At 73.6% G+C, this 17,314-nt stretch carries 15 protein-coding genes and 3 pseudogenes; 10 read left to right on the top strand and 8 right to left on the bottom strand.

Annotated features, from left to right (window positions below):
- The first annotated feature begins 3 nt into the window (after nt 1-3).
- Genes GHR20_RS34210 through GHR20_RS34190 form a run of 5 tightly spaced genes read left to right on the top strand, consistent with a single transcriptional unit; the run spans nt 4 to nt 5,214 of the window.
- Complete coding sequence (locus tag GHR20_RS34210) at nt 4-969, top strand: STM4015 family protein (protein WP_153815426.1); 966 nt, start codon at nt 4-6, stop codon at nt 967-969.
- Entirely contained in the window at nt 950-2,107 is a 1,158-nt protein-coding gene (locus tag GHR20_RS34205; protein WP_153815425.1) for an STM4014 family protein, read from the top strand. Before GHR20_RS34210 ends, GHR20_RS34205 begins: the two co-directional genes overlap by 20 nt.
- Before the next feature lies 1 nt (nt 2,108).
- Complete coding sequence (locus GHR20_RS34200) at nt 2,109-2,915, top strand: STM4013/SEN3800 family hydrolase (protein WP_153816254.1); 807 nt, start codon at nt 2,109-2,111, stop codon at nt 2,913-2,915.
- A complete protein-coding gene (locus GHR20_RS34195; RefSeq protein ID WP_153815424.1) occupies nt 2,912-4,294 on the top strand; it encodes an STM4012 family radical SAM protein in 1,383 nt (460 codons plus the stop codon). Before GHR20_RS34200 ends, GHR20_RS34195 begins: the two co-directional genes overlap by 4 nt.
- Nucleotides 4,295-4,302: 8 nt before the next feature.
- Nucleotides 4,303-5,214: an STM4011 family radical SAM protein gene (locus GHR20_RS34190; RefSeq protein WP_153815423.1), complete on the top strand. Its 912-nt coding sequence runs from the start codon at nt 4,303-4,305 to the stop codon at nt 5,212-5,214.
- Between the two features lie 669 nt (nt 5,215-5,883).
- Here GHR20_RS34190 and GHR20_RS34185 read toward each other — a convergent pair.
- On the bottom strand, nt 5,884-6,777 hold the full coding sequence (locus GHR20_RS34185) for a LysR family transcriptional regulator (RefSeq protein ID WP_153815422.1): 894 nt from the start codon (nt 6,775-6,777) through the stop codon (nt 5,884-5,886).
- Nucleotides 6,778-6,869: 92 nt separating this feature from the next.
- On the opposite strand from GHR20_RS34185, the gene GHR20_RS34180 reads away from it, so the two are divergent.
- Nucleotides 6,870-7,958 (top strand): alcohol dehydrogenase catalytic domain-containing protein, encoded by a 1,089-nt coding sequence (locus tag GHR20_RS34180; protein WP_194859065.1) that lies wholly within the window; start codon nt 6,870-6,872, stop codon nt 7,956-7,958.
- 46 nt (nt 7,959-8,004) lie between these two features.
- Here GHR20_RS34180 and GHR20_RS34175 read toward each other — a convergent pair whose 3' ends face one another.
- Nucleotides 8,005-8,955: an NAD(P)-dependent oxidoreductase gene (locus tag GHR20_RS34175; RefSeq protein WP_153815421.1), complete on the bottom strand. Its 951-nt coding sequence runs from the start codon at nt 8,953-8,955 to the stop codon at nt 8,005-8,007.
- Between the two features lie 71 nt (nt 8,956-9,026).
- Between GHR20_RS34175 and GHR20_RS34170 the strand changes: the two genes are divergently transcribed.
- The 3 genes and pseudogenes from GHR20_RS34170 to GHR20_RS34160 all read left to right on the top strand — a co-directional run bounded on the left by GHR20_RS34170 (nt 9,027) and on the right by GHR20_RS34160 (nt 11,695).
- Complete coding sequence (locus tag GHR20_RS34170; protein WP_148025727.1) at nt 9,027-9,479, top strand: MarR family transcriptional regulator; 453 nt, start codon at nt 9,027-9,029, stop codon at nt 9,477-9,479.
- A 33-nt stretch (nt 9,480-9,512) separates the two neighbouring features.
- The gene (locus tag GHR20_RS34165; RefSeq protein WP_153815420.1) at nt 9,513-10,478 is read left to right on the top strand and encodes an amidohydrolase family protein; all 966 of its coding nucleotides are present in this window, start codon (nt 9,513-9,515) and stop codon (nt 10,476-10,478) included.
- 130 nt (nt 10,479-10,608) lie between these two features.
- Nucleotides 10,609-11,695 (top strand): annotated as a pseudogene (locus tag GHR20_RS34160) (barstar family protein).
- Nucleotides 11,696-11,701: 6 nt separating this feature from the next.
- Here the strand turns inward: GHR20_RS34160 and GHR20_RS34155 are convergent.
- The 4 genes and pseudogenes from GHR20_RS34155 to GHR20_RS34145 form a co-directional block, all read right to left on the bottom strand.
- Entirely contained in the window at nt 11,702-12,544 is an 843-nt protein-coding gene (locus GHR20_RS34155; RefSeq protein WP_153815419.1) for a class I SAM-dependent methyltransferase, read from the bottom strand.
- 75 nt (nt 12,545-12,619) lie between these two features.
- Nucleotides 12,620-13,222 (bottom strand): nitroreductase family protein, encoded by a 603-nt coding sequence (locus GHR20_RS34150; protein WP_153815418.1) that lies wholly within the window; start codon nt 13,220-13,222, stop codon nt 12,620-12,622.
- Nucleotides 13,223-13,289: 67 nt separating this feature from the next.
- Nucleotides 13,290-13,433 (bottom strand): annotated as a pseudogene (locus tag GHR20_RS37875) (zinc-binding dehydrogenase); the annotation flags it as partial.
- 117 nt (nt 13,434-13,550) lie between these two features.
- Nucleotides 13,551-14,069, bottom strand: a complete 519-nt coding sequence (locus tag GHR20_RS34145) for a hypothetical protein (RefSeq protein ID WP_243878213.1) — start codon at nt 14,067-14,069, stop codon at nt 13,551-13,553.
- Between the two features lie 70 nt (nt 14,070-14,139).
- Here GHR20_RS34145 and GHR20_RS34140 point away from each other — a divergent pair.
- Nucleotides 14,140-14,490 (top strand): annotated as a pseudogene (locus tag GHR20_RS34140) (MerR family transcriptional regulator); the annotation flags it as partial.
- Nucleotides 14,491-14,512: 22 nt separating this feature from the next.
- Here the strand turns inward: GHR20_RS34140 and GHR20_RS34135 are convergent.
- Together GHR20_RS34135 and GHR20_RS34130 are read right to left on the bottom strand one after the other, a co-directional pair.
- Nucleotides 14,513-15,772, bottom strand: coding sequence for a TetR/AcrR family transcriptional regulator (locus tag GHR20_RS34135; protein ID WP_194859064.1), 1,260 nt, complete (start codon nt 15,770-15,772; stop codon nt 14,513-14,515).
- Between the two features lie 295 nt (nt 15,773-16,067).
- Complete coding sequence (locus GHR20_RS34130) at nt 16,068-17,216, bottom strand: acyl-CoA dehydrogenase family protein (protein ID WP_111583033.1); 1,149 nt, start codon at nt 17,214-17,216, stop codon at nt 16,068-16,070.
- Nucleotides 17,217-17,314 lie beyond the last annotated feature (98 nt).

Raw genomic sequence — 17,314 nt, 5'->3', positions numbered from 1 at the left:
GACATGACCTTCGCCGAACACTTCGAGACCTTTCACGGACTGCCGGTCTTCACCCTGCCGGAGCCGGGCGGGGAGCCGCTTCCGGCCGCGGGTGACGTGGCCTGGCGCCTGGACTGCTTCGAGGCCGGGGACATCCCCTTCCCCGAGGTATGGCGGAGCTTCACGGAGCGGGTGCCGAGCGCGGAGGTCCGGGCGCTCGTCATCGGGCCCTGGTGGGAGGACGAGTACAGCGAACTGCGTCCGGTGCTGGAGCTGATCCTGGCCGATGCCGGGCGCTTCCCCGCGCTGCGCGCCCTGTTCCTCGCCGATGTCACCGGCGAGGAGTGCGAGATCTCCTGGCTCCAGCTCACCGACGTCACCCCGGTCCTGGAGACGTTCCCGCTGCTGGAGGAGCTGGGCGTGCGCGGCGGCGACTCGCAGGGGCTCGGCGAGGAGCCCCTGTCGCTGCGGCCGGTACGGCACGAGGCGCTGCGTGTGCTGCGGTTCGAGTCGGGCGGCCTGCCCGGACAGGTGGTGCGGGCGGTCGGCGCCTGCGAACTGCCCGCCCTGGAGCGGCTGGAGCTGTGGCTCGGGGTGGCGGCGTACGGTGGCGACGCGACGGTGGCCGACCTCGCGCCCGTCCTCGCCGGGGGCCGTTTCCCGGCGCTGCGCCATCTCGGCCTCCAGGACAGCGAGGTGCAGGACGAGATCGCGGCCGCGATCGCCGCCGCGCCGGTCGTGGCCCAGCTGGAGTCGCTGAACCTGTCCATGGGTATCCTCACCGACGCCGGCGGCGAGGCCCTGCTGCGCGGCCAGCCGCTCACCCATCTCAAGCGGCTCGACCTGCATCACCACTTCCTCGGTGACTCCATGGCCGAGCGGATCGAGGCGGCCGTCGGCTCCGCCGGGACCGAGGTGGACCTGTCGGGGCGTCAGGAGCCGCATCGCCGGCGGGACGAGGAGTGGCGCTATGTGGCCGTCTCCGAGTGAACCGGCACCCGGCGCGGGCCTCCGGTTCGCCGTCGTCGGCAACCCCGAGAACCGCCGGACCACCCTGTTCGCCGACGCCGTACGCACCGCGGGGCATCCGGCCCCGCGCGTGCTCGCCTGGGGCGATGTGCTGCGCGGGCGGTACGAGTTCGCGCCGGGTGAGCGGGTGCGGATCGACTCCCCAGGTGAGAACGCCGAGGTCGACCTGCTCCTGCGGGGCGTCGATGAGCCGACCCGGGTCGAGGGCACGGCGCTCTGGTACCGCCGTTTCACCTCCGTGGTGCGGGAGTTGACGCGAGCGGCACTCCACGCGGGCGCGGTGACGAGCGCTGACCCGGAGGAGATCGCCGTGATGTTCGACAAGCGGCGCTGCCATGCCCGGCTCGCCGCCGCCGGCGTCCCGGTACCGCCCGCGCTGACCGGACCGGTCGACGGCTGGGACGGGCTTCGCCGGCAGCTCAAGGAGGCCCGCTTCTCACGGGCGTTCGTGAAGGCGGCCCATGGCTCGTCGGCCTCCGGTGTCGTGGCGCTGTCGGTGGCGGGCCCGGGGCGGGTCAAGGCGACGACGTCCGTGGAGCGGACCGAGGACGGCCGGCTGTACAACTCGCTGCGGGTGCGCGACTACACCTCGGAGTGTGAGGTCGCCGCCCTGGTCGACGCGCTGGTCCCGGACGGCGTCCATGTGGAGCGGTGGCTGCCGAAGGCCATGCGGGACGGCCGGGCGGCCGATCTGCGGGTGGTCGTGGTCGCTGGCCGCGCCACGCACGCCGTCGTACGGACCAGCCGGCACCCCATGACCAATCTGCATCTCGGGGGCGCCCGGGGCGATCTGGCCGCGGTCCGCGCGGCGATCCGGGCCGCGGGCGGCGAGTTCGCCGACGTCCTCGAGGTGGCCGAGCGGGCGGCCGCGTGCTTCCCCGGCACGCTGTGCGTCGGCGTGGACATCCTGCCCGCCACCGGATGGCGCCGCTTCACCGTCGGCGAGGTGAACGCCTTCGGGGACCTGCTCCCCCGGCTGACCGGTCTCCCCGGCAGCGGCGCCGAACACCTGGACACCTACGCCGCGCAGGTCGCCGCGGCCCGGACCGCCGTCCGGCGGCCGGAACACGAGGAGCACCACCATGACATCCCCGCTTGACATGACCGAGATCGTGGGCAGCCACGATCTGCTGCTGGTCACGCTCGACACCCTGCGCTACGACGTGGCGCAGGAGCTGGCGGCGGCCGGGCGCATCCCGAATCTGGCGCGCCATCTGCCGGGCGGCACCTGGGAGCGACGGCACGCGCCGGGCAGTTTCACCTACGCCTCCCATCAGGCGATGTTCGCGGGTTTCCTGCCGACGCCGGCCGCGCCGGGTCCGCATCCGCGGCTGTTCGCCGCCCGTTTCGCGGGCAGCGAGAGCACCGCGCCGGGCACCTTCGTCTACGACACGCCCGACCTGGTCTCGGGTCTGGCCGCCGAGGGCTACCGCACGGTGTGCGTCGGCGGGGTGGGCTTCTTCAACAAGCGGGGCCCGCTGGGCTCGGTGCTGCCGGGAATGTTCCAGGAGAGCCACTGGGAGCCGGAGTTCGGGGTGGCCTCCCCCACCTCGTTCGAGGCCCAGGTGGCGTGCGCCGAGAAGGTCGTCGCCGATCTCCCCGCGGACCAGCCGCTGTTCCTCTTCGTGAACGTGGCGGCGCTGCACCAGCCCAACTGGTTCCATCTGTCCGGCGCCACCCGGGAGGCGGGTGACACCCGGGAGTCCCACGCCGCCGCCCTGGAGTACGTGGACCGGCACATGGGCCGTCTCCTGGCCGCCGCCTCCGCGCGCCGCCCGTGCCTCGCGATCGTCTGCTCCGACCACGGCACCGCCTACGGCGAGGACGGCTACACGGGCCACCGCATCGGCCATGACGTCGTCTGGACCGTCCCCTACGCCCACTTCTTCGTCGACGAGGCCCGATGACCAGCGCCACCGCGACGGCCACCGCCGTCCGCCCGTACCAGCAGTACGTCTACGCCTATCCGCACAAGACGGCCTACCGCCCGCTGCCCCGTGCGCAGGCGTCGCTGCGCGACCTGTGGGCGGACGAGCCGAAGGGCGCCCTGTCGCTCTACTTCCACATCCCGTTCTGCGAGGTGCGCTGCGGTTTCTGCAACCTCTTCACCCGGATCGGCGCGCCGGACGGCCTGACCGGGGCCTATCTGGACGCGCTGGAGCGGCAGGCGTCGGCGGTGCGCGAGGCGCTGGGCGAGGGGGCCCGGTTCGCGAACGCGGCCTTCGGCGGCGGCACTCCGACCTTCCTGGAGGCGGCCGAGCTGGAGCGGCTGTGCGATCTGGCCGAGCACGGACTGGGCGCCGATCTGGCCGCGATCCCGCTGTCCGTGGAGGCATCGCCCGCCACCGCGAGTGCCGACCGGCTGGCGGTGCTGGCCGAGCGGGGCACCACCCGGCTGAGCCTGGGCGTGCAGAGCTTCGTCGACGCGGAGGCCCGCACGGCCGTACGGCCGCAGCGGCGGGCGGACGTGGAGGCGGCGCTCGCCCGGGTCCGCGCGGTGGGCATCCCGGTCCTCAACATCGATCTGATCTACGGCATCGACGGCCAGACCGAGGAGTCCTTCACCCGTTCCCTGGACGCGGCCCTCGCCTGGCGGCCGGAGGAGCTGTATCTGTATCCCCTTTATGTGCGCCCACGCACCGGTCTCGGCCGGCAGCGCGAGCGGGCGCTGTCCGCCGACGCCGACCGGGCGGTGTCCGCCGACGCCGAGTGGGACGAGCAGCGGCTGCGGCTGTACCGGCACGGCCGGGACCATCTGCTCGCCCACGGCTATGAGCAGGTGTCGATGCGCATGTTCCGCCGCGCGGACGCCCCGGACACCGGCGCGGGCGACTACGCGTGCCAGACGGACGGCATGGTGGGTCTCGGCTGCGGCGCGCGGTCGTACACCTCCCGGCTGCACTACTCGTTCGACTACGCGGTGGACATGCACCGCATACGCGGGATCATCGACGCCTACACCGGCCGCTCCGCCGACGCTTTCCGGCACGCGGACTTCGGCTGGGAGATGACCGGGGACGAGGCGCGCCGCCGCCATCTGCTCCAGTCGCTGCTCCAGGCCGAGGGCATGCGGGTGGCCGGGTACCGGGAGCGGTTCGGCAGCGCGCCCGGCGACGACTTCGCGGCCGAGCTGGACCGGTTCGCCGAGCGGGGCTGGCTGGACGGCTCGGCGGGCCCCGGACTGCTGCGACTGAGCCCCGAGGGGCTCGCGCATTCGGACGCGGTGGGTCCCGAGCTGTTCTCCGCGGCCGTGCGGGCGCGGATGGCCGCGTACGAGGTGAAGTGACGGCACGCGTGGATCTGACAATTCTCTACCGGGGCCCGCTGGCGTCGTGCGACTACGACTGCCCGTACTGCCCGTTCGCCAAGCGGCGTGACAGCCGCGCCCAACTGACGGCCGACCGGGCCGCGCTGGAGCGGTTCGCCGCATGGGCGGCCGCGCAGCGGGGCGACCGGCTCTCGCTGCTGTTCACGCCGTGGGGTGAGGGCCTGGTGCGGTCCTGGTACCGGCGGGCGCTCGTGGAGCTGAGCCGGTTGCCGCACATCCGCAGGGTGGCGATCCAGACCAACCTCAGCTGCCGCACCGACTGGTTGGCGGCCGCCGACCTGGACACACTCGCGCTGTGGTGCACGTACCACCCGGGGCAGACGCCGTACGACCGCTTCCTCGCCAAGTGCCACGACCTGGCGGCGGGCGGGGTCCGGCACAGTGTCGGCGTGGTCGGTCTGCCCGAACACCTGGAGCACGCCCGGCGGTTGCGCGCCGAGCTGCCCGAGCGGGTCTACTTGTGGATCAACGCCGCCGAGGGGCACACGTACACCGACGCCGAGGCGGCCGAGTGGACCGCGCTGGACCCGCTCTTCCCGTACAGCCGCCATCCGCACCGCAGCGCGGGCCTGCCCTGCCGTACCGGGGAGTCGGTCATCTCGGTGGACGGCGAGGGCACGGTACGCCGCTGCCACTTCGTCCGCGCGGAGCTGGGAAACCTCTACGACGGCTCGTACCGGCGAGCGCTGCGGCCCCGGGCCTGTCCGCTCGCGGTCTGCGACTGCCACATCGGCTACGTCCATCTGGAGACGCTGCCGCTGTACGACGTCTTCGCGGGCGGGGTGCTGGAGCGGATACCGGCGTCGGCCCCACCCCGGAGCACCGCCGGCGGCGATCCGGGCCGCGTCGTCATCGGCATGCCCTCATCACCGCCATGAACACGGCCGGGACGACGGTGATCCCCAGCGGCGGTCCCGGGTGCGCGGCGTGGCACTGCCGCACGGAGCGGCCCCCCCGGTGGTGGACACGAAGCCGCCGAGGGCGAGCACCGTGGAGTGGTCGGAGGGGCCGAGCGCGGTCCCGGCGGCCTCGGTGGCGGTCCACACTCCGGTGCACGCGCCCGCGCGGGCGCCATCGGTTCCCGGCGAGACGACAGCCGCCGGCCCACAGCGCGGCCGGGGTTCCGGACAGGTCGCGCGTCGCCGGTCCGGCCGGGCTGCTGCCCGCGCCCGAGTGCCATCTCGGTGGTCCGAGCGGCCGTGCTCGGCGTCGGATTCGGTGCGGGACAGACGCTGTCCGGGGTGCTCTGCGCCCCCGTGGCAGCGATCACGACCAGGTGGCGGCGACTCTGTCCACCATGGCCCAGACCTTCTGGTTCTTCGTCGCCGCGCCCCGGTCCCGTCCTCGCCAACCGCGGCGCGCTCCGCCACCGGCTCGTCAACCGCGCCACCGGCCGCCCTCGTCGCCGCCCTGCACGTCTGCGCGGTGGCGGGCGTGCGGGCCGGCCACGACCCCGAGTGACCGCGCGCCCGTCTCCGGCCCACGTCGGGGCAGAGGCGCGACCGGCGCTGTCCCGACCGGCGTTCCCGCCGGGGCGGCGCCCTGGATCACACCGCCGAGGTGATCGCGCGCAGGACGGCGGCGATCCCCGGTCCCGGTCGGCCGGGGAGCCGGGCCGTGAGGATCCGGCGGACCTCGGTGGGCACCCCCTCCACGCGGAGCAGGCTCACGCCGGGCGGCAGCACGGTGGCCATGCGGGACGGGATCGTCGTCACACCGAAACCGCCCGCGACCAGCCGGAGTTTCGTCAGCCAGTCCCGTGTGGTGTGGACGATCCGGGGCCGTCCGGGCAGTCCTGGCCAGACGCCGAGCAGGGGTTCGGCGCCCGTGGACGGGGCGGCGATCCAGGGAGCGTCCGCGAGTTCGTCGACGTGCACCTCGCCACGGCCGGAGAACTGCCCGGTGGCCGACGCCCCGAGCAGCAGTTCGGTGTCCTCGACGGGGGCGATGTGCAGCCGGGGCGACTCGCCGTCCGAGGGCCGGTGCGGTGGGCGGGACGTCAGTACGGCGATGTCGATCGAGCCCGCGCGCAGGGCCCGGAGCAGGGCGGGCGTGGTGCCCTCGCGGGTCGTGACGGTGACCTGCGGGGCCGCCGCCGCGAGCCGGGTGAGCACACCGGGCAGGATCACCGCGCCCGCGCTGGGGAACAGCCCCAGCCGCACCGGTGCCGTCGGCGCGGCGGGGCCGGTGAGTTCCCGCTCGGCCGCCGCGACGGAGTCCAGGATCGTCCGCGCGTGCCGCAGCAGGGTCAGGCCCGCGGGAGTGAGCCGCACCCCGTCGGGGCGGCGCTCGAACAGGGCGGCGCCCGCCGTCCGTTCGAGGGCTGCCGCCTGGCGGGAGATCGCCGACTGGGTGTAGCCGAGCTGGGCGGCGGCCGCGGTGAAGCTCCCCGAGTCGGCGACCTGCCGCAGAACCCGTAGAGCCGTGCTGGAGAAGTCCATGCGCACTACGCATACCAGATGTGCGAGATCGTCGCTTGGCGCATGTCCCGCGCGCTCCTAGCCTCGGGGTCAGGCGATCAAGGAGGCCGCGGATGCGCGCAGCAGTTCTGACCGGGTTCGGTGCCCCGCTGACCGTGCGGAAGGTGCCCGAGCCCGAAGCCTGCGGCGGAGAAGTGGTGGTCGAGGTCCTGGCCACCTGTGTCCTGCCGTACACCGGGGAGGTGTTCAGCGGCCGGCGGAACTATCCGCTCGAACCCCCCGTGGTGCCGGGCCCCGGTGGTGTGGGGCGCGTCGTCCGTGCCGGACCGGACGCCACCCGGCTGCGCGTCGGCGATCTGGTGTGGTGCGATCCGACGGTGCGTGCCCGCGACGACGCGCTGACTCCCGACATCATGCTTCAGGGCCTGAGTTCCCGGGGCGAGGGCGGCGCCCGGCTCGCCCGCCATCTGCCCGACGGATCGTTCGCCGAACGCATGCGGGTGCCCACGGAGAACGTCCATCCCCTGCCACCCGAGGCCCGGGACGACCCGGCCCGCTGGTCCTCCCTCGTCGTCTACGCCATCCCCTACGGGGGGCTGCTGGCGGCGGGCCTGCAAGCCGGGGAGACGGTGCTCGTCAGCGGGTCCACCGGCAACCTCGGCAGCGCCGCGGTCGCCATGGCGCTCGCCATGGGGGCGGGCCGCGTGGTCGCGCCGGGCCGTGACCGGGACGCGCTCGGCCTCCTCTCGGACCGGTTCGGGCGGCGCGTGCGGACGGTCGGACTGACCGGCGACGAGGACACCGACCGCGCGGCCATGACCACGGCCGCGGGGGGCCCGATCGACGTGGTGATCGACCTGCTCCCGCCCGCCGCGCCCAGTGCGGTGACGCGGGCGGCGGCCATGACGGTCCACGAGTACGGCCGCGTCGTCCTCATGGGCGGCGTCGGCATGCTCGGCGGCGCGGACCTCGCCCTTCCCTACCCATGGCTCATGCGCAACTCCGTGACCGTGCGCGGCCAGTGGCTCGCCCCGCGCACGGCGAACGTCGGGCTGATCCGGCTCGTCGCGTCCGGCACGCTCGACCTGTCCGCCGACCGGATCCGGACCTTCCCGCTCGACGCCGTGAACGACGCCCTCGCGTACGCGGCCGCGCACGGCGGTCCGTTCGACCGTACGGTCCTCACCCCGCGCGTGGCCTGACCGCCGCGCCCTCCTCGGCGCGTGTCGGTCCTCGTGCCGCCCGGCCCTATCGTTCGTTGCCCGCGCGCAGCCAGGTGATGTAGTCGGCGGCGGCCGCGGCGGTGTCGTACGCCGGGGTGAAGCCGGTGTCCTCGCGCAGGCGGGTCGTGTCGAGCCACTGGCGCGCCGCGGCGGTGTCCCGGGAGGGCAGTTCGAGGTGGAAGCCGGGCTCGGTCGCGGCGATCGCGGCGATCACCTCCGCGTTGCTCGTCGCGCGGCCCGAGCCGACGTTGTACGCGGTGTGGCGCAGTTCCGGCGTGAGCTGGAGGAGGGCGAGGGCGCGGCCGGTGTCCTTGACGTAGCAGAGGTCGAGGGCGTCCTCGGCGTACGGCCGGTGCGCGAGGCCGGACAGGTCGGGGGTGGTGCGCCGCGCGGCGGCGTGGGCGAGTGACGGGGCCGGGAAGAAGGGGTCCGGCAGGTGGCCGCCGGGGCCCCAGGTGCCGGAGATGCGTGCGGCGACGATCTCGACGCCCGACTCGGCCGCGAGCTGTCCGGCCAGCAGTTCGGTGATCTTCTTCAGGGTCGGGATGGCGTGGAAGTGCCGCATCGGCAGCGGCAGGTCCTCGCCGAGCGCGCCCTCGACGTCCACACCGCCGTAGACACCGATGGTGCTGGCGACGACGACACGCCGTACGCCCCACTCCTGCGCGACCCGCACGATGTTGAGGAATCCATCGAGCGCGCGGCTCACGGCCCCGACCGCGTCCGTGTCGCCCGCCGCCCACGGCGGGACGATGGCGAGATGGACGATCCCGGTGATCGCGTGCCGGCGGCCCGCCTCGCGCAGGCTCTCCAGATCGGCGATATCGCCCTGTGCCATCGCCGCGGGCACGTCGGCCAGCCGCGGCGGCAGCGCGGGGGTGCGGCGCTGGAGGAGGACGCATTCCTCTCCCGCCTCGTGGAGCGCGCGAACGGTGTGCGAGCCGATGAAGCCGGCTCCGCCCGTCACAAGAATCATCATTGCCTCTTTCGTCGGCCACACTGATTGTCAGTGCTACTGATTATCAGCCTAGAGATAGAGTGGCGGGTATGCCAACCCCCGCCCCGCACGCCAGAGAGCCGCACGACGCGCTCGGGTATCTCGTCAAGCACGCCCATCTGCGGCTGACGGCGCTGACCGACGCCGCGCTCGCCCCGCTCGGCATCGACAGCAAGGACTTCGGCGTGCTGCGCGTGCTCGTCGGGCGCGAGCCGATGTCGCAGCAGGCGGTCGCGGCGAGGCTCGGCGTCGACCGGACCACGATGGTCGCCCTGATCGACGGCTTCGAGGCCAAGGGCATCGTCACCCGCAAGCCCGATCCGGCCGACCGCCGGCGCAACGCCATCGAGCTGACCGGCCCCGGGCTCGCGCTCTACCAGCAGGCCGACGCGGCGTACCGCGCGGCGGAGGACGCGTTCCTCGCCCCGCTCGACGCGCCCACGGCCGCGCTGTTCCGGGAGGCGCTACGGGCCGTGCTCGCTCCGGCGCGGGGACGCGATTGACGTGAGCGACGGCGCGGGACGATCGTGAGCGGCATGAACGATCACCGACCGGCCCCCGCCGAAGCCGCCTCCGCGAGCCCCGCCGTGAACAGCTCCGCGCGTCGCTCCGCCGAGAAAGCCGCCGAGGAGGCCGCCGAGGTCCGCCGTTTCTGGGGGCGGCTGGGGCTGCCCGGTCTGATCGACGTGCACACGCACTTCATGCCCGAGCGGGTCCTGAACAAGGTCTGGGAGTACTTCGACGCGCGGGGTCCGCTGACCGGCGGGCTCGCCTGGCCGATCAGCTACCGGCAGCGGGAGGCGGAACGCGCGGCGGTGCTGCGGCGGTTCGGCGTCCGTGCCTTCACCGCCATGCTCTACCCGCACAAGCCCGGCATGGCCCGCTGGCTCAACGACTGGGCGGCCGGTTTCGCGCGGCGGACCCCCGACTGCCTGCACACCGCCACCCTGTTCCCCGAGCCGGGTGTCGAGACGTACGTCCGCGAGGCGATCGAGGCGGGCGCGCGCGTGTTCAAGGCGCATGTGCAGGTGGGGGCGTACGACCCCGCCGACGAACTGCTCCGGCCGGCCTGGGGAGTGCTCGCCGAGGCCCGCGTCCCCGTGGTGATCCACTGCGGGTCCGGGCCCGCGCCCGGCAAGCACACCGGCCCCGGACCGATCGCGCGGGTCCTGGCGCGGCATCCGAGGCTGCGGCTGATCGTCGCGCATCTGGGGATGCCCGAGTACGAGGATTTCCTCGGCCTCGCCGAGCGGTACCGGGAGATACGGCTGGACACGACGATGGCGTTCACCGACTTCACCGAGGCGTTGACGCCCTTCCCCCGCCGCGCCCTCCCCCGCCTCGCGGCCCTCGGCGACCGCGTCCTGCTCGGCTCCGACTTCCCCAACATCCCCTACCCCTACCTGCATCAACTCCAGGCCCTGGAGCGGCTGGACCTCGGAGAGGAGTGGCTGCGGGCCGTCTGCCACGACAACGCGGCGGAGCTGTTCGGGCCGGCGTGAGGCCGGTGCGGCCGTTGCCGACGAGACGGACGCGGACCGGACGGCGGTCGGCGGACCCTCTCCGGGAGGTCGGGGCCGGCCGGCGGGAAATTCCCTGGTCGTGGGCGTGCGGCACCGGCATCATTCCCGGGTGCACGAGGATCGCGGCGACAGAACGCGGTCCACGCTGACCGACACGGAGGACGGGGGCAGCTGGGGCGTCTGCGCCGAGGTGGAGGGGCTGTTCGGGGTTTCCCGGCGCGGGACCTACGAGTTGTTCGGGTGGGTGCCGCCGGACGGAGGTGCGGGGCCGGGTCGGCGACCGGGTGTGGCTGGTGCCGGACGACGACACGCTCGGACCCTGACTGCTGGAGGACGCGGAGTGCCCGGACCTGGGCCGGTCGCGCGGGACGGACGGCCTGGTGCTCACCGGCCTGGACGACTACGAGGGCCCGCCCGAGGGACACCGGGGGCTCGTCCATGTGCACGACGGGCGGCGCCGGCTGGGCTCCTGCCGGGAGTTCACCCGCGTCCTGCCGGCCGCCGAGCCGTCGGCACCCCGGCTCGTCCTGCGGGGACTCGCCCCGGCCGGGCGGCTGCGGGCGGCGCTGGCGAAGGGCACCCGGCGGGCCCTGGACCTGGAGCAGGCCGCGCTGGAGATCCACGACGACCGGGGCGTACTCCTGGCCGATCGCCTCTTTCGGAGCAGGGTCATCGCGTGGCGTCCGTCCGCGTACGGGCCGGATCTGATCGACCTGGAGCTCGACGGAGACCACTTCACGCCCGTCCCGGAGTACGCACGGCCCGTCTGGGAGCGGTGGCTCGCCGGGCCGCCGGCCACCCCGGGGTCCTGGAACGGACTCGGTATCAGGCAGCGCGGGGTCTGGCTCGACCTCGTCCGGGAGCGGGGCTGCCGACGCGCCCACCGTGACCGGCCGCCCGGTCACGCCTACGTACTCGACGGCCGGCACACCACCGACGAACCGGGCCTCTACCTGGCGCTCGGCGAGGCGTTGAACGGTCCCGGCGGCTACTTCGGCGGCTGCCTCGCCGCCCTGGACGACTGCCTGCGCGGCTCCTTCGGCCACACTGCCCCCGCGACCCTGCGCTGGCGGAACGCCGCGACCGCGCGGGAGCACCTGTCCGGGGCCCTGACCCCGGACGGCGATCCCTACGATCTGTTCGCCCTGGTCCTCGAAGCGCTGGCCGACTGCGGCATGGAGGTCACGCTGGCGTGACGTGCGTCAGTCGCCGGAAACGGCCGGGGCTGTTTCCAGGACGAAGAACAGGAAGCATAGGAAGCGGGGCGCGGCCGTAAGGGCCTCGGGGAACAGTTCGCGGGCGGCGGCATCGGGGGCCGGCTCGCTGATCACCGTGATCCGGAAGCCCGCCGCGCCGAAGGCGTCGGTCATCGCGTGGAGCGGCCGGTGCCAGCGGCTCATCAGAGCGGACCGGCCGCTCATGGTCCACTCGTCGGTCCAGTTGGTGGTGTCGAAGTAGTTGTACTCGGCCTCCCGTCCGGCCTGGCGGTGCATCAGGTTCATCGCGAAGGGGTGTTCCACGGACGCGATCAGCCGCCCGCCGGGCTTGAGCACCCGCCGCAGTTCGGCCAGCGCCGGTCCCCAGTCCTTCAGGTAGTGCAGCACGAGGGACGCCACGACGTCGTCGAACGTGTCGTCGGCGTAGGGAAGGGGGCCGCCCAGATCGGCCACTCGGAAGTCCACGTCGTCGCCGAGCCGCCGCCGGGCCAGCTCCACCATGCCGGCGCTCGAGTCGAATCCGCTCACTCGGGCGCCACGGGCATGCAGGGCCGTGGCGAGGGGCCCGGCGCCGCAGCCGGCGTCCAGGATTCGCCGCCCGGCCACGTCCCCGGCAAGATCGAGCATCGCGGGCCGCTCGTAGTGGGCGTTGAGCAGATTGGTCTCGTTGTCGGCCGCGTACGCCTCGGCGAAGCCGGTGTAGTCGTTGACCGTCGGCGAGACCACGGCGACCGCGGGCGTCGAGGCGGGCGCGGTACGGCCCGCGTACTCGTGCCGCGCCTGCCGCTCGTGCCCCGCCTGTTGCTCGTACCGCTCGTGAGAAGTCATGCGGCGAGAGACGTCTGCGGCAGGTGCCCGGTTCCTGAGGAAGCGACCAGGGCTGCCCCCGGTCCGCCGCCGGAATCAGTCGTGTCGGCCCCAGTTCCCCCGGTGGATGACCTCCTCCGCGCTGCGGCGCCGTGCTTCGACGTTCGGGTTCTGCGGGGGCAGGTCGGTGGCGCGGTAGCCGATGGTGAGGGCGCCGACGGGGGCGTACGCGTCCGGGATGTCGAACTCCTCGCGGAACGGCTGGATGTGTTCGGGCATGATGCCGAAGAAGCACGCGCCGAGGCCCTCGTCGACGGCGGTCAGCAGCATCAGCAGGGAGGCCATGCCGGTGTCGACGTACCAGTACGGCGCGGGCCAGCGGTCCTCGGAGCGGTCCTCCCAGCCCTTGCCGGGTTCGGCGTAGCGGTCGAGATACGCCTCCTTGTGGGCCAGCGGCACCACGACCAGCGGGGCGTCCTGCATCGTCGGTGTCTTCTCCACCCGGACGGGGACGAAGGGCCAGAAGCGGGCGCGGTCCGCGGGGTCGGTCAGGGCGAGGAAGGCCCAGCCCTGGGAGAAGCCGGCCGAGGGGGCACGCAGGGCGGAGGCGAGGATCCGCTCGGCCACCTCGGGTGTCAGCGGCTTGTCGCTGTAGTGCCTGACCATGCGCCTGCGGCGGATCACCTCGGAGAATTCCATGGTGGCGGATCCTGCCACGAACACCCGGCGCCGCCCGCCGGTTCCCGCCACCGGCCACCGGCCGGGCTCACAACAGCAGCACGACCTTGCCCGGCAGACCGCCCGCCTCGAAGCGTTCATGGGCCGTCCGCACCTGGGTGAGGGGGTAGTACGCGGCCACCCGCGCCTTCAGCCGCCCCGCGTCGACCAGGCCCACCAGTTCGGCGAGGTCCTCGCGTGGAGATCGAGAGGTACGACCCGCCGTCGGTGAACGCCCGGGTCACGTCGGCGCCCGCCGTGTCGAGCACCGCGTCGTACGCCCCCTGGGGAAGTTCGGCGACGGAGTGCGTCACGGTCGAGGCGCCGAACTCCCGCACGATTCGGATGTGTTCGGGACGGGAGACCAGCCCGTCGACCGACACGCCCGCTTGCCGGGCCAGTTGGACTGCCAGCCCGGCGAGCGGCAGCGTCGCGGCCTCGGCCGGGGTGAGCGTCCTGGGGCGTGGGCGAGCAGCCGTGCCGGCAGGAGGACCAGTTCGGCCCAGGTGTCCAGGCCGGTGGCCAGCTGCGCGGACATCGCGATCACCCGGTCGCCGGCCGCGAACTCAGGCGCCGAACTCGCCACGACGATCCCGGCCAGGTCCCAGCACAGCGTCACCGGCAGGGCGGGGCCCACGTCCCAGGCACGGGTCTTCCAGTCCACCGGGTTCAGGCTGCTCGCGGCCGTCCGCACCAGCACCTCACCGGCGCCCGGCCCGGTCTCCCCGGCCGCGTCCGGCCCCGGCCGGGATTCCGGCTCCGGGTCGGCGACCTCCCGTACGGTGAGCACCTCGGGACCGCCGTGGACATCGACCCGAACAGCGTGCACGGCGACAACTTCTCATGTTCCAGGCCGTGTTCCGGCCGGGCGGCGACCGTCGTGGTGCCGCGAGGCCGCCATGCGGATCGGTGAGATGGTGCGGCGCACAGGGGTCAGCGAGCGGCTGTTGCGCCACTACGAGGAGCAGGGCCTGCTGACACCGGAGCGCCTGCCCGGCGGGTACCGCGTCTACGGCGAGCAGGACGTCGAGACGATCCGCCGGGTCCGCGCCCTGCTCGCCGCCGGACTCACCACGGACACCATCGCGAAGGTGCTGCCGTGTGTCCGCGAGGAGGGCGAACGGCTGATACCGGTCTGCGCGGACCTCGTCGCGGGGCTGCGCAAGGAGCGGGAGCGGATCAGCCGCGCGATCGACGGCCTCCAGGCATCGCGCGGCCCGCAGGACATCGTCATCGAGGCGGGCCCGCGGCGGGAGCACGGTAGGGCGGGCGTCACTCGGGCAGCGGACCGGCCGCCGACTCCAGCAGTTCGCAGCCCAGTTGGTACAGGGCCCGGTCTATCCCCGGCCGGGTGGCGAGCCGGGGCGTGCGGGCCACGTCGTTGACGACGGTGAGGACGGTCTGCACCCGGACGCGGGCCTCGGCCGGGGTCATGTCCGGGTGGACCGCGTGCAGCAGCTGCAGCCACTCGGCGATGTAGTCGCGCTGGAACTGCCGGGTGCGCAGCCGGTCCGCCTCCTGGAGATGCTCGGCCTCGGTGGCGATCACGGTCACCAGGTGCCGGGAGACCAGCGCCATGCGGACGTAGCGCCACACCAGGCGCCGTAGCGCGCCCGCGTGGTCGGGGGCGCAGGCGAGCACCTCGGCCAGGTCGACCCACAGCCGTTCGACGCCGCGGTGCACGGCGGTGGCGAGGAGGTCGTGCTTGCTGGCGAAGTGATGGTAGATGCTCTGCCCGGCGATCCCGACGGCCGCGCCGGTGTCCTCCAGGCTGACCGAGGCGTAGCCGCGCTCGGCGAACAGCTCGGTCGCGGCGGCGAGCAGCGCCTCCCGGCGGGAGCGGTGGCGCAGGGTGCCCCGGGGCGCGTCGGGCCGGGGCGCGCCGAGTCCGGGCGGGGCCGACGTGGCGACGCGGTGCATCAGGCGCGCGACGAGATCCGGCGTCGCCAGTTCCACGTGCTGGTAGGCGAGGCTCGCGGCCACCCCGAGCGTGCCCCAGGAGAGCAGCTCGGTGTGGGCGGGGTCCAGCCCCGGCCGGGCGGCGGTCAGCTGCCCGGCGAGGGTGCGCCGGGCCGCGTGCAGCCGCCGGGTGAGTTCCGCGTGCTGCGCGGCGGGCAGGTGCCGGGCCTCCCGCTGCCACAGCACTCCCAGTTCACGCCGGGCCAGCGCGGACGCGGCGAAGTCCCGGACCAGGACGTCGAGTTCACCGGGACCGGCCGGGTACAGCCCGGCAAAGCAGGAGTCGAGGGCCTCGGTGACGACGGCGTGCAGCAGCTCCTGCTTGCCGCCGAAGTGCCGGTACAGGGCGGAGGGGCCGATGCCCACGGCCGCCGCGATGCCGCTCATCGCCGCGTTGGCGTAGCCGTCCCGGGAGAACAGCTCGCGCGCGGCGGCGATGATCAGCTCCCGTCGGTTGCGCGGCCGCGTCGCCCGCACGAGCGGGGCGGCAGTCTCCGCACCGGGTCCCGTCACCGCCGTACCGCCCGGGGCGACCGGCTCCACAGGGGTACCGGTCGCCGCCCCACCGCTCACAGCGACCGTCCCCACACCAGGTCCCAGCCCAGCCGTACCACCCCGCGCGACCGACTCCCCACGGGTACCCGTCGCCGCCCCACCGCTCACAGCGACCGGCTCCACACCAGGTCCCAGCGCGGCCGTACCGCCCCGCGCGACCGACTCCCCACAGGTACCCGTCGCCGTACTCCCCAGAGCGACCGGCCCCGCACCAGGCTCCGGCGCCGTCGCGCGCACGCTCTCCGGGTCCGACCCGACCTCGACCCTCACCGGCACCTCCAGACAGCGAGCCGACTCGTCCTGGACCGGCGGTCTAGCCGAGTTCCAGCGAACGGCCGATGATCTCCTTCATGATCTCGGTCGTGCCCGCGTAGATCCGGCTCACCCTACTGTCCTGCCAGGCCCGGGCGATCGGGTACTCGAGCATGTAGCCGTATCCGCCGTGCAGCTGGACGCAGGCGTCCATGACCCGGCCCTGCAGCTCGGTGCACCACCACTTGGCCTTGGCGGCGTCGACCACCGTCAACTCGCCCGAGTTCAGCGCGAGTACGCAGCGGTCGAGGTAGTGCTGGGCGATCTCGATCTCGGTGTCCAGCTCGGCGAGGCGGTGCCGGATCACCTGGAGGGAGCCGATCGGCTTGCCGAACGCCTTGCGCTCGCGCACGTACTCGACGGTCCAGTCGAAGGCCGCCACCGCCTGCGCCAGACCGGCGATCGCGACCGACATCCGCTCCTGCGCGAGATTGCGCGTCAGCGCGAAGAAGCCCTCGCCCTCCGCGCCGAGCAGGTTGGCCGCCGGCACCCTGGCGCCGGTGAAGACCAGTTCGGCGGTGTCCTGGGCGTGCAGGCCGACCTTCTCCAGCTTGCGGCCGCGTTCAAAGCCGGGGGTGTCGCGCTCCACGACGATCAGGCTGATCCCGCGGTGCGGGTGCTCGCCGGTGCGCACGGCGACGACGACCAGGTCCGCGTTGATGCCGTTGGTGATGAACGTCTTCGCGCCGTCGATGACGTAGTGGTCGCCGTCGCGGACCGCCTTGGTGCGGATGCCGGACAGGTCGGAACCGGTGCCGGGCTCGGTCATCGCGACCGCCGTGATCGTCTCGCCGGAGGCGATGCCGGGCAGCCAGCGGGCCTTCTGCTCGTCGTTCGTCTGGTCGAGGAAGTAGGGCAGGACCACGTCCGCGTGCAGGGTCGGGCCGAGGATCGCCGGGATGGCGCCCACCCGCGCGCCCTCCTCGTGCAGGATCGTGTTGTAGCGGAAGTCCTTGATCCCCGCGCCGCCGAACTCCTCGGGCACGGCGATGCCGAGCGCGCCGAGCTCGCCCAGACCGGTGAACAGCTCACGGGGCACGATGCCCGCCTTGTCCCAGTCCGCGTAGTGCGGCACCACATGCTTGGTGATGAAGGCCCGCACGCTCTCGCGGTAGTCCTCGTGCTCGGCTTCGAAAAGGGTTCGCTTCATGACCAGCTTTCTCAGAGGGATCGAGAACCGCGGCGGCGCCTCGTGCACCCGAGTGCGCCAGCGGAGACTACTCGGGATTCACTTGCGGCGGAAGTGGT

The organism is Streptomyces sp. SUK 48, from assembly GCF_009650765.1.
Lineage (GTDB): Bacteria > Actinomycetota > Actinomycetes > Streptomycetales > Streptomycetaceae > Streptomyces.
This window is presented reverse-complemented; position numbering and strand designations above follow the sequence as displayed.

What these genes read in the sequence shown, in the direction of transcription:
- GHR20_RS34210 (WP_153815426.1), top strand. Translation starts at nt 4, where the DNA reads ATGACCTTCGCCGAACACTTCGAGACCTTTCACGGACTGCCGGTCTTC.
- GHR20_RS34165 (WP_153815420.1), top strand. Translation starts at nt 9,513, where the DNA reads ATGAACGATCACCGACCGGCCCCCGCCGAAGCCGCCTCCGCGAGCCCC.
- GHR20_RS34170 (WP_148025727.1), top strand. Translation starts at nt 9,027, where the DNA reads ATGCCAACCCCCGCCCCGCACGCCAGAGAGCCGCACGACGCGCTCGGG.
- GHR20_RS34185 (WP_153815422.1), bottom strand. Translation starts at nt 6,777, where the DNA reads ATGGACTTCTCCAGCACGGCTCTACGGGTTCTGCGGCAGGTCGCCGAC.
- GHR20_RS34155 (WP_153815419.1), bottom strand. Translation starts at nt 12,544, where the DNA reads ATGACTTCTCACGAGCGGTACGAGCAACAGGCGGGGCACGAGCGGCAG.
- GHR20_RS34180 (WP_194859065.1), top strand. Translation starts at nt 6,870, where the DNA reads ATGCGCGCAGCAGTTCTGACCGGGTTCGGTGCCCCGCTGACCGTGCGG.
- GHR20_RS34205 (WP_153815425.1), top strand. Translation starts at nt 950, where the DNA reads ATGTGGCCGTCTCCGAGTGAACCGGCACCCGGCGCGGGCCTCCGGTTC.
- GHR20_RS34200 (WP_153816254.1), top strand. Translation starts at nt 2,109, where the DNA reads ATGACCGAGATCGTGGGCAGCCACGATCTGCTGCTGGTCACGCTCGAC.
- GHR20_RS34175 (WP_153815421.1), bottom strand. Translation starts at nt 8,955, where the DNA reads ATGATTCTTGTGACGGGCGGAGCCGGCTTCATCGGCTCGCACACCGTT.
- GHR20_RS34195 (WP_153815424.1), top strand. Translation starts at nt 2,912, where the DNA reads ATGACCAGCGCCACCGCGACGGCCACCGCCGTCCGCCCGTACCAGCAG.
- GHR20_RS34130 (WP_111583033.1), bottom strand. Translation starts at nt 17,216, where the DNA reads ATGAAGCGAACCCTTTTCGAAGCCGAGCACGAGGACTACCGCGAGAGC.
- GHR20_RS34150 (WP_153815418.1), bottom strand. Translation starts at nt 13,222, where the DNA reads ATGGAATTCTCCGAGGTGATCCGCCGCAGGCGCATGGTCAGGCACTAC.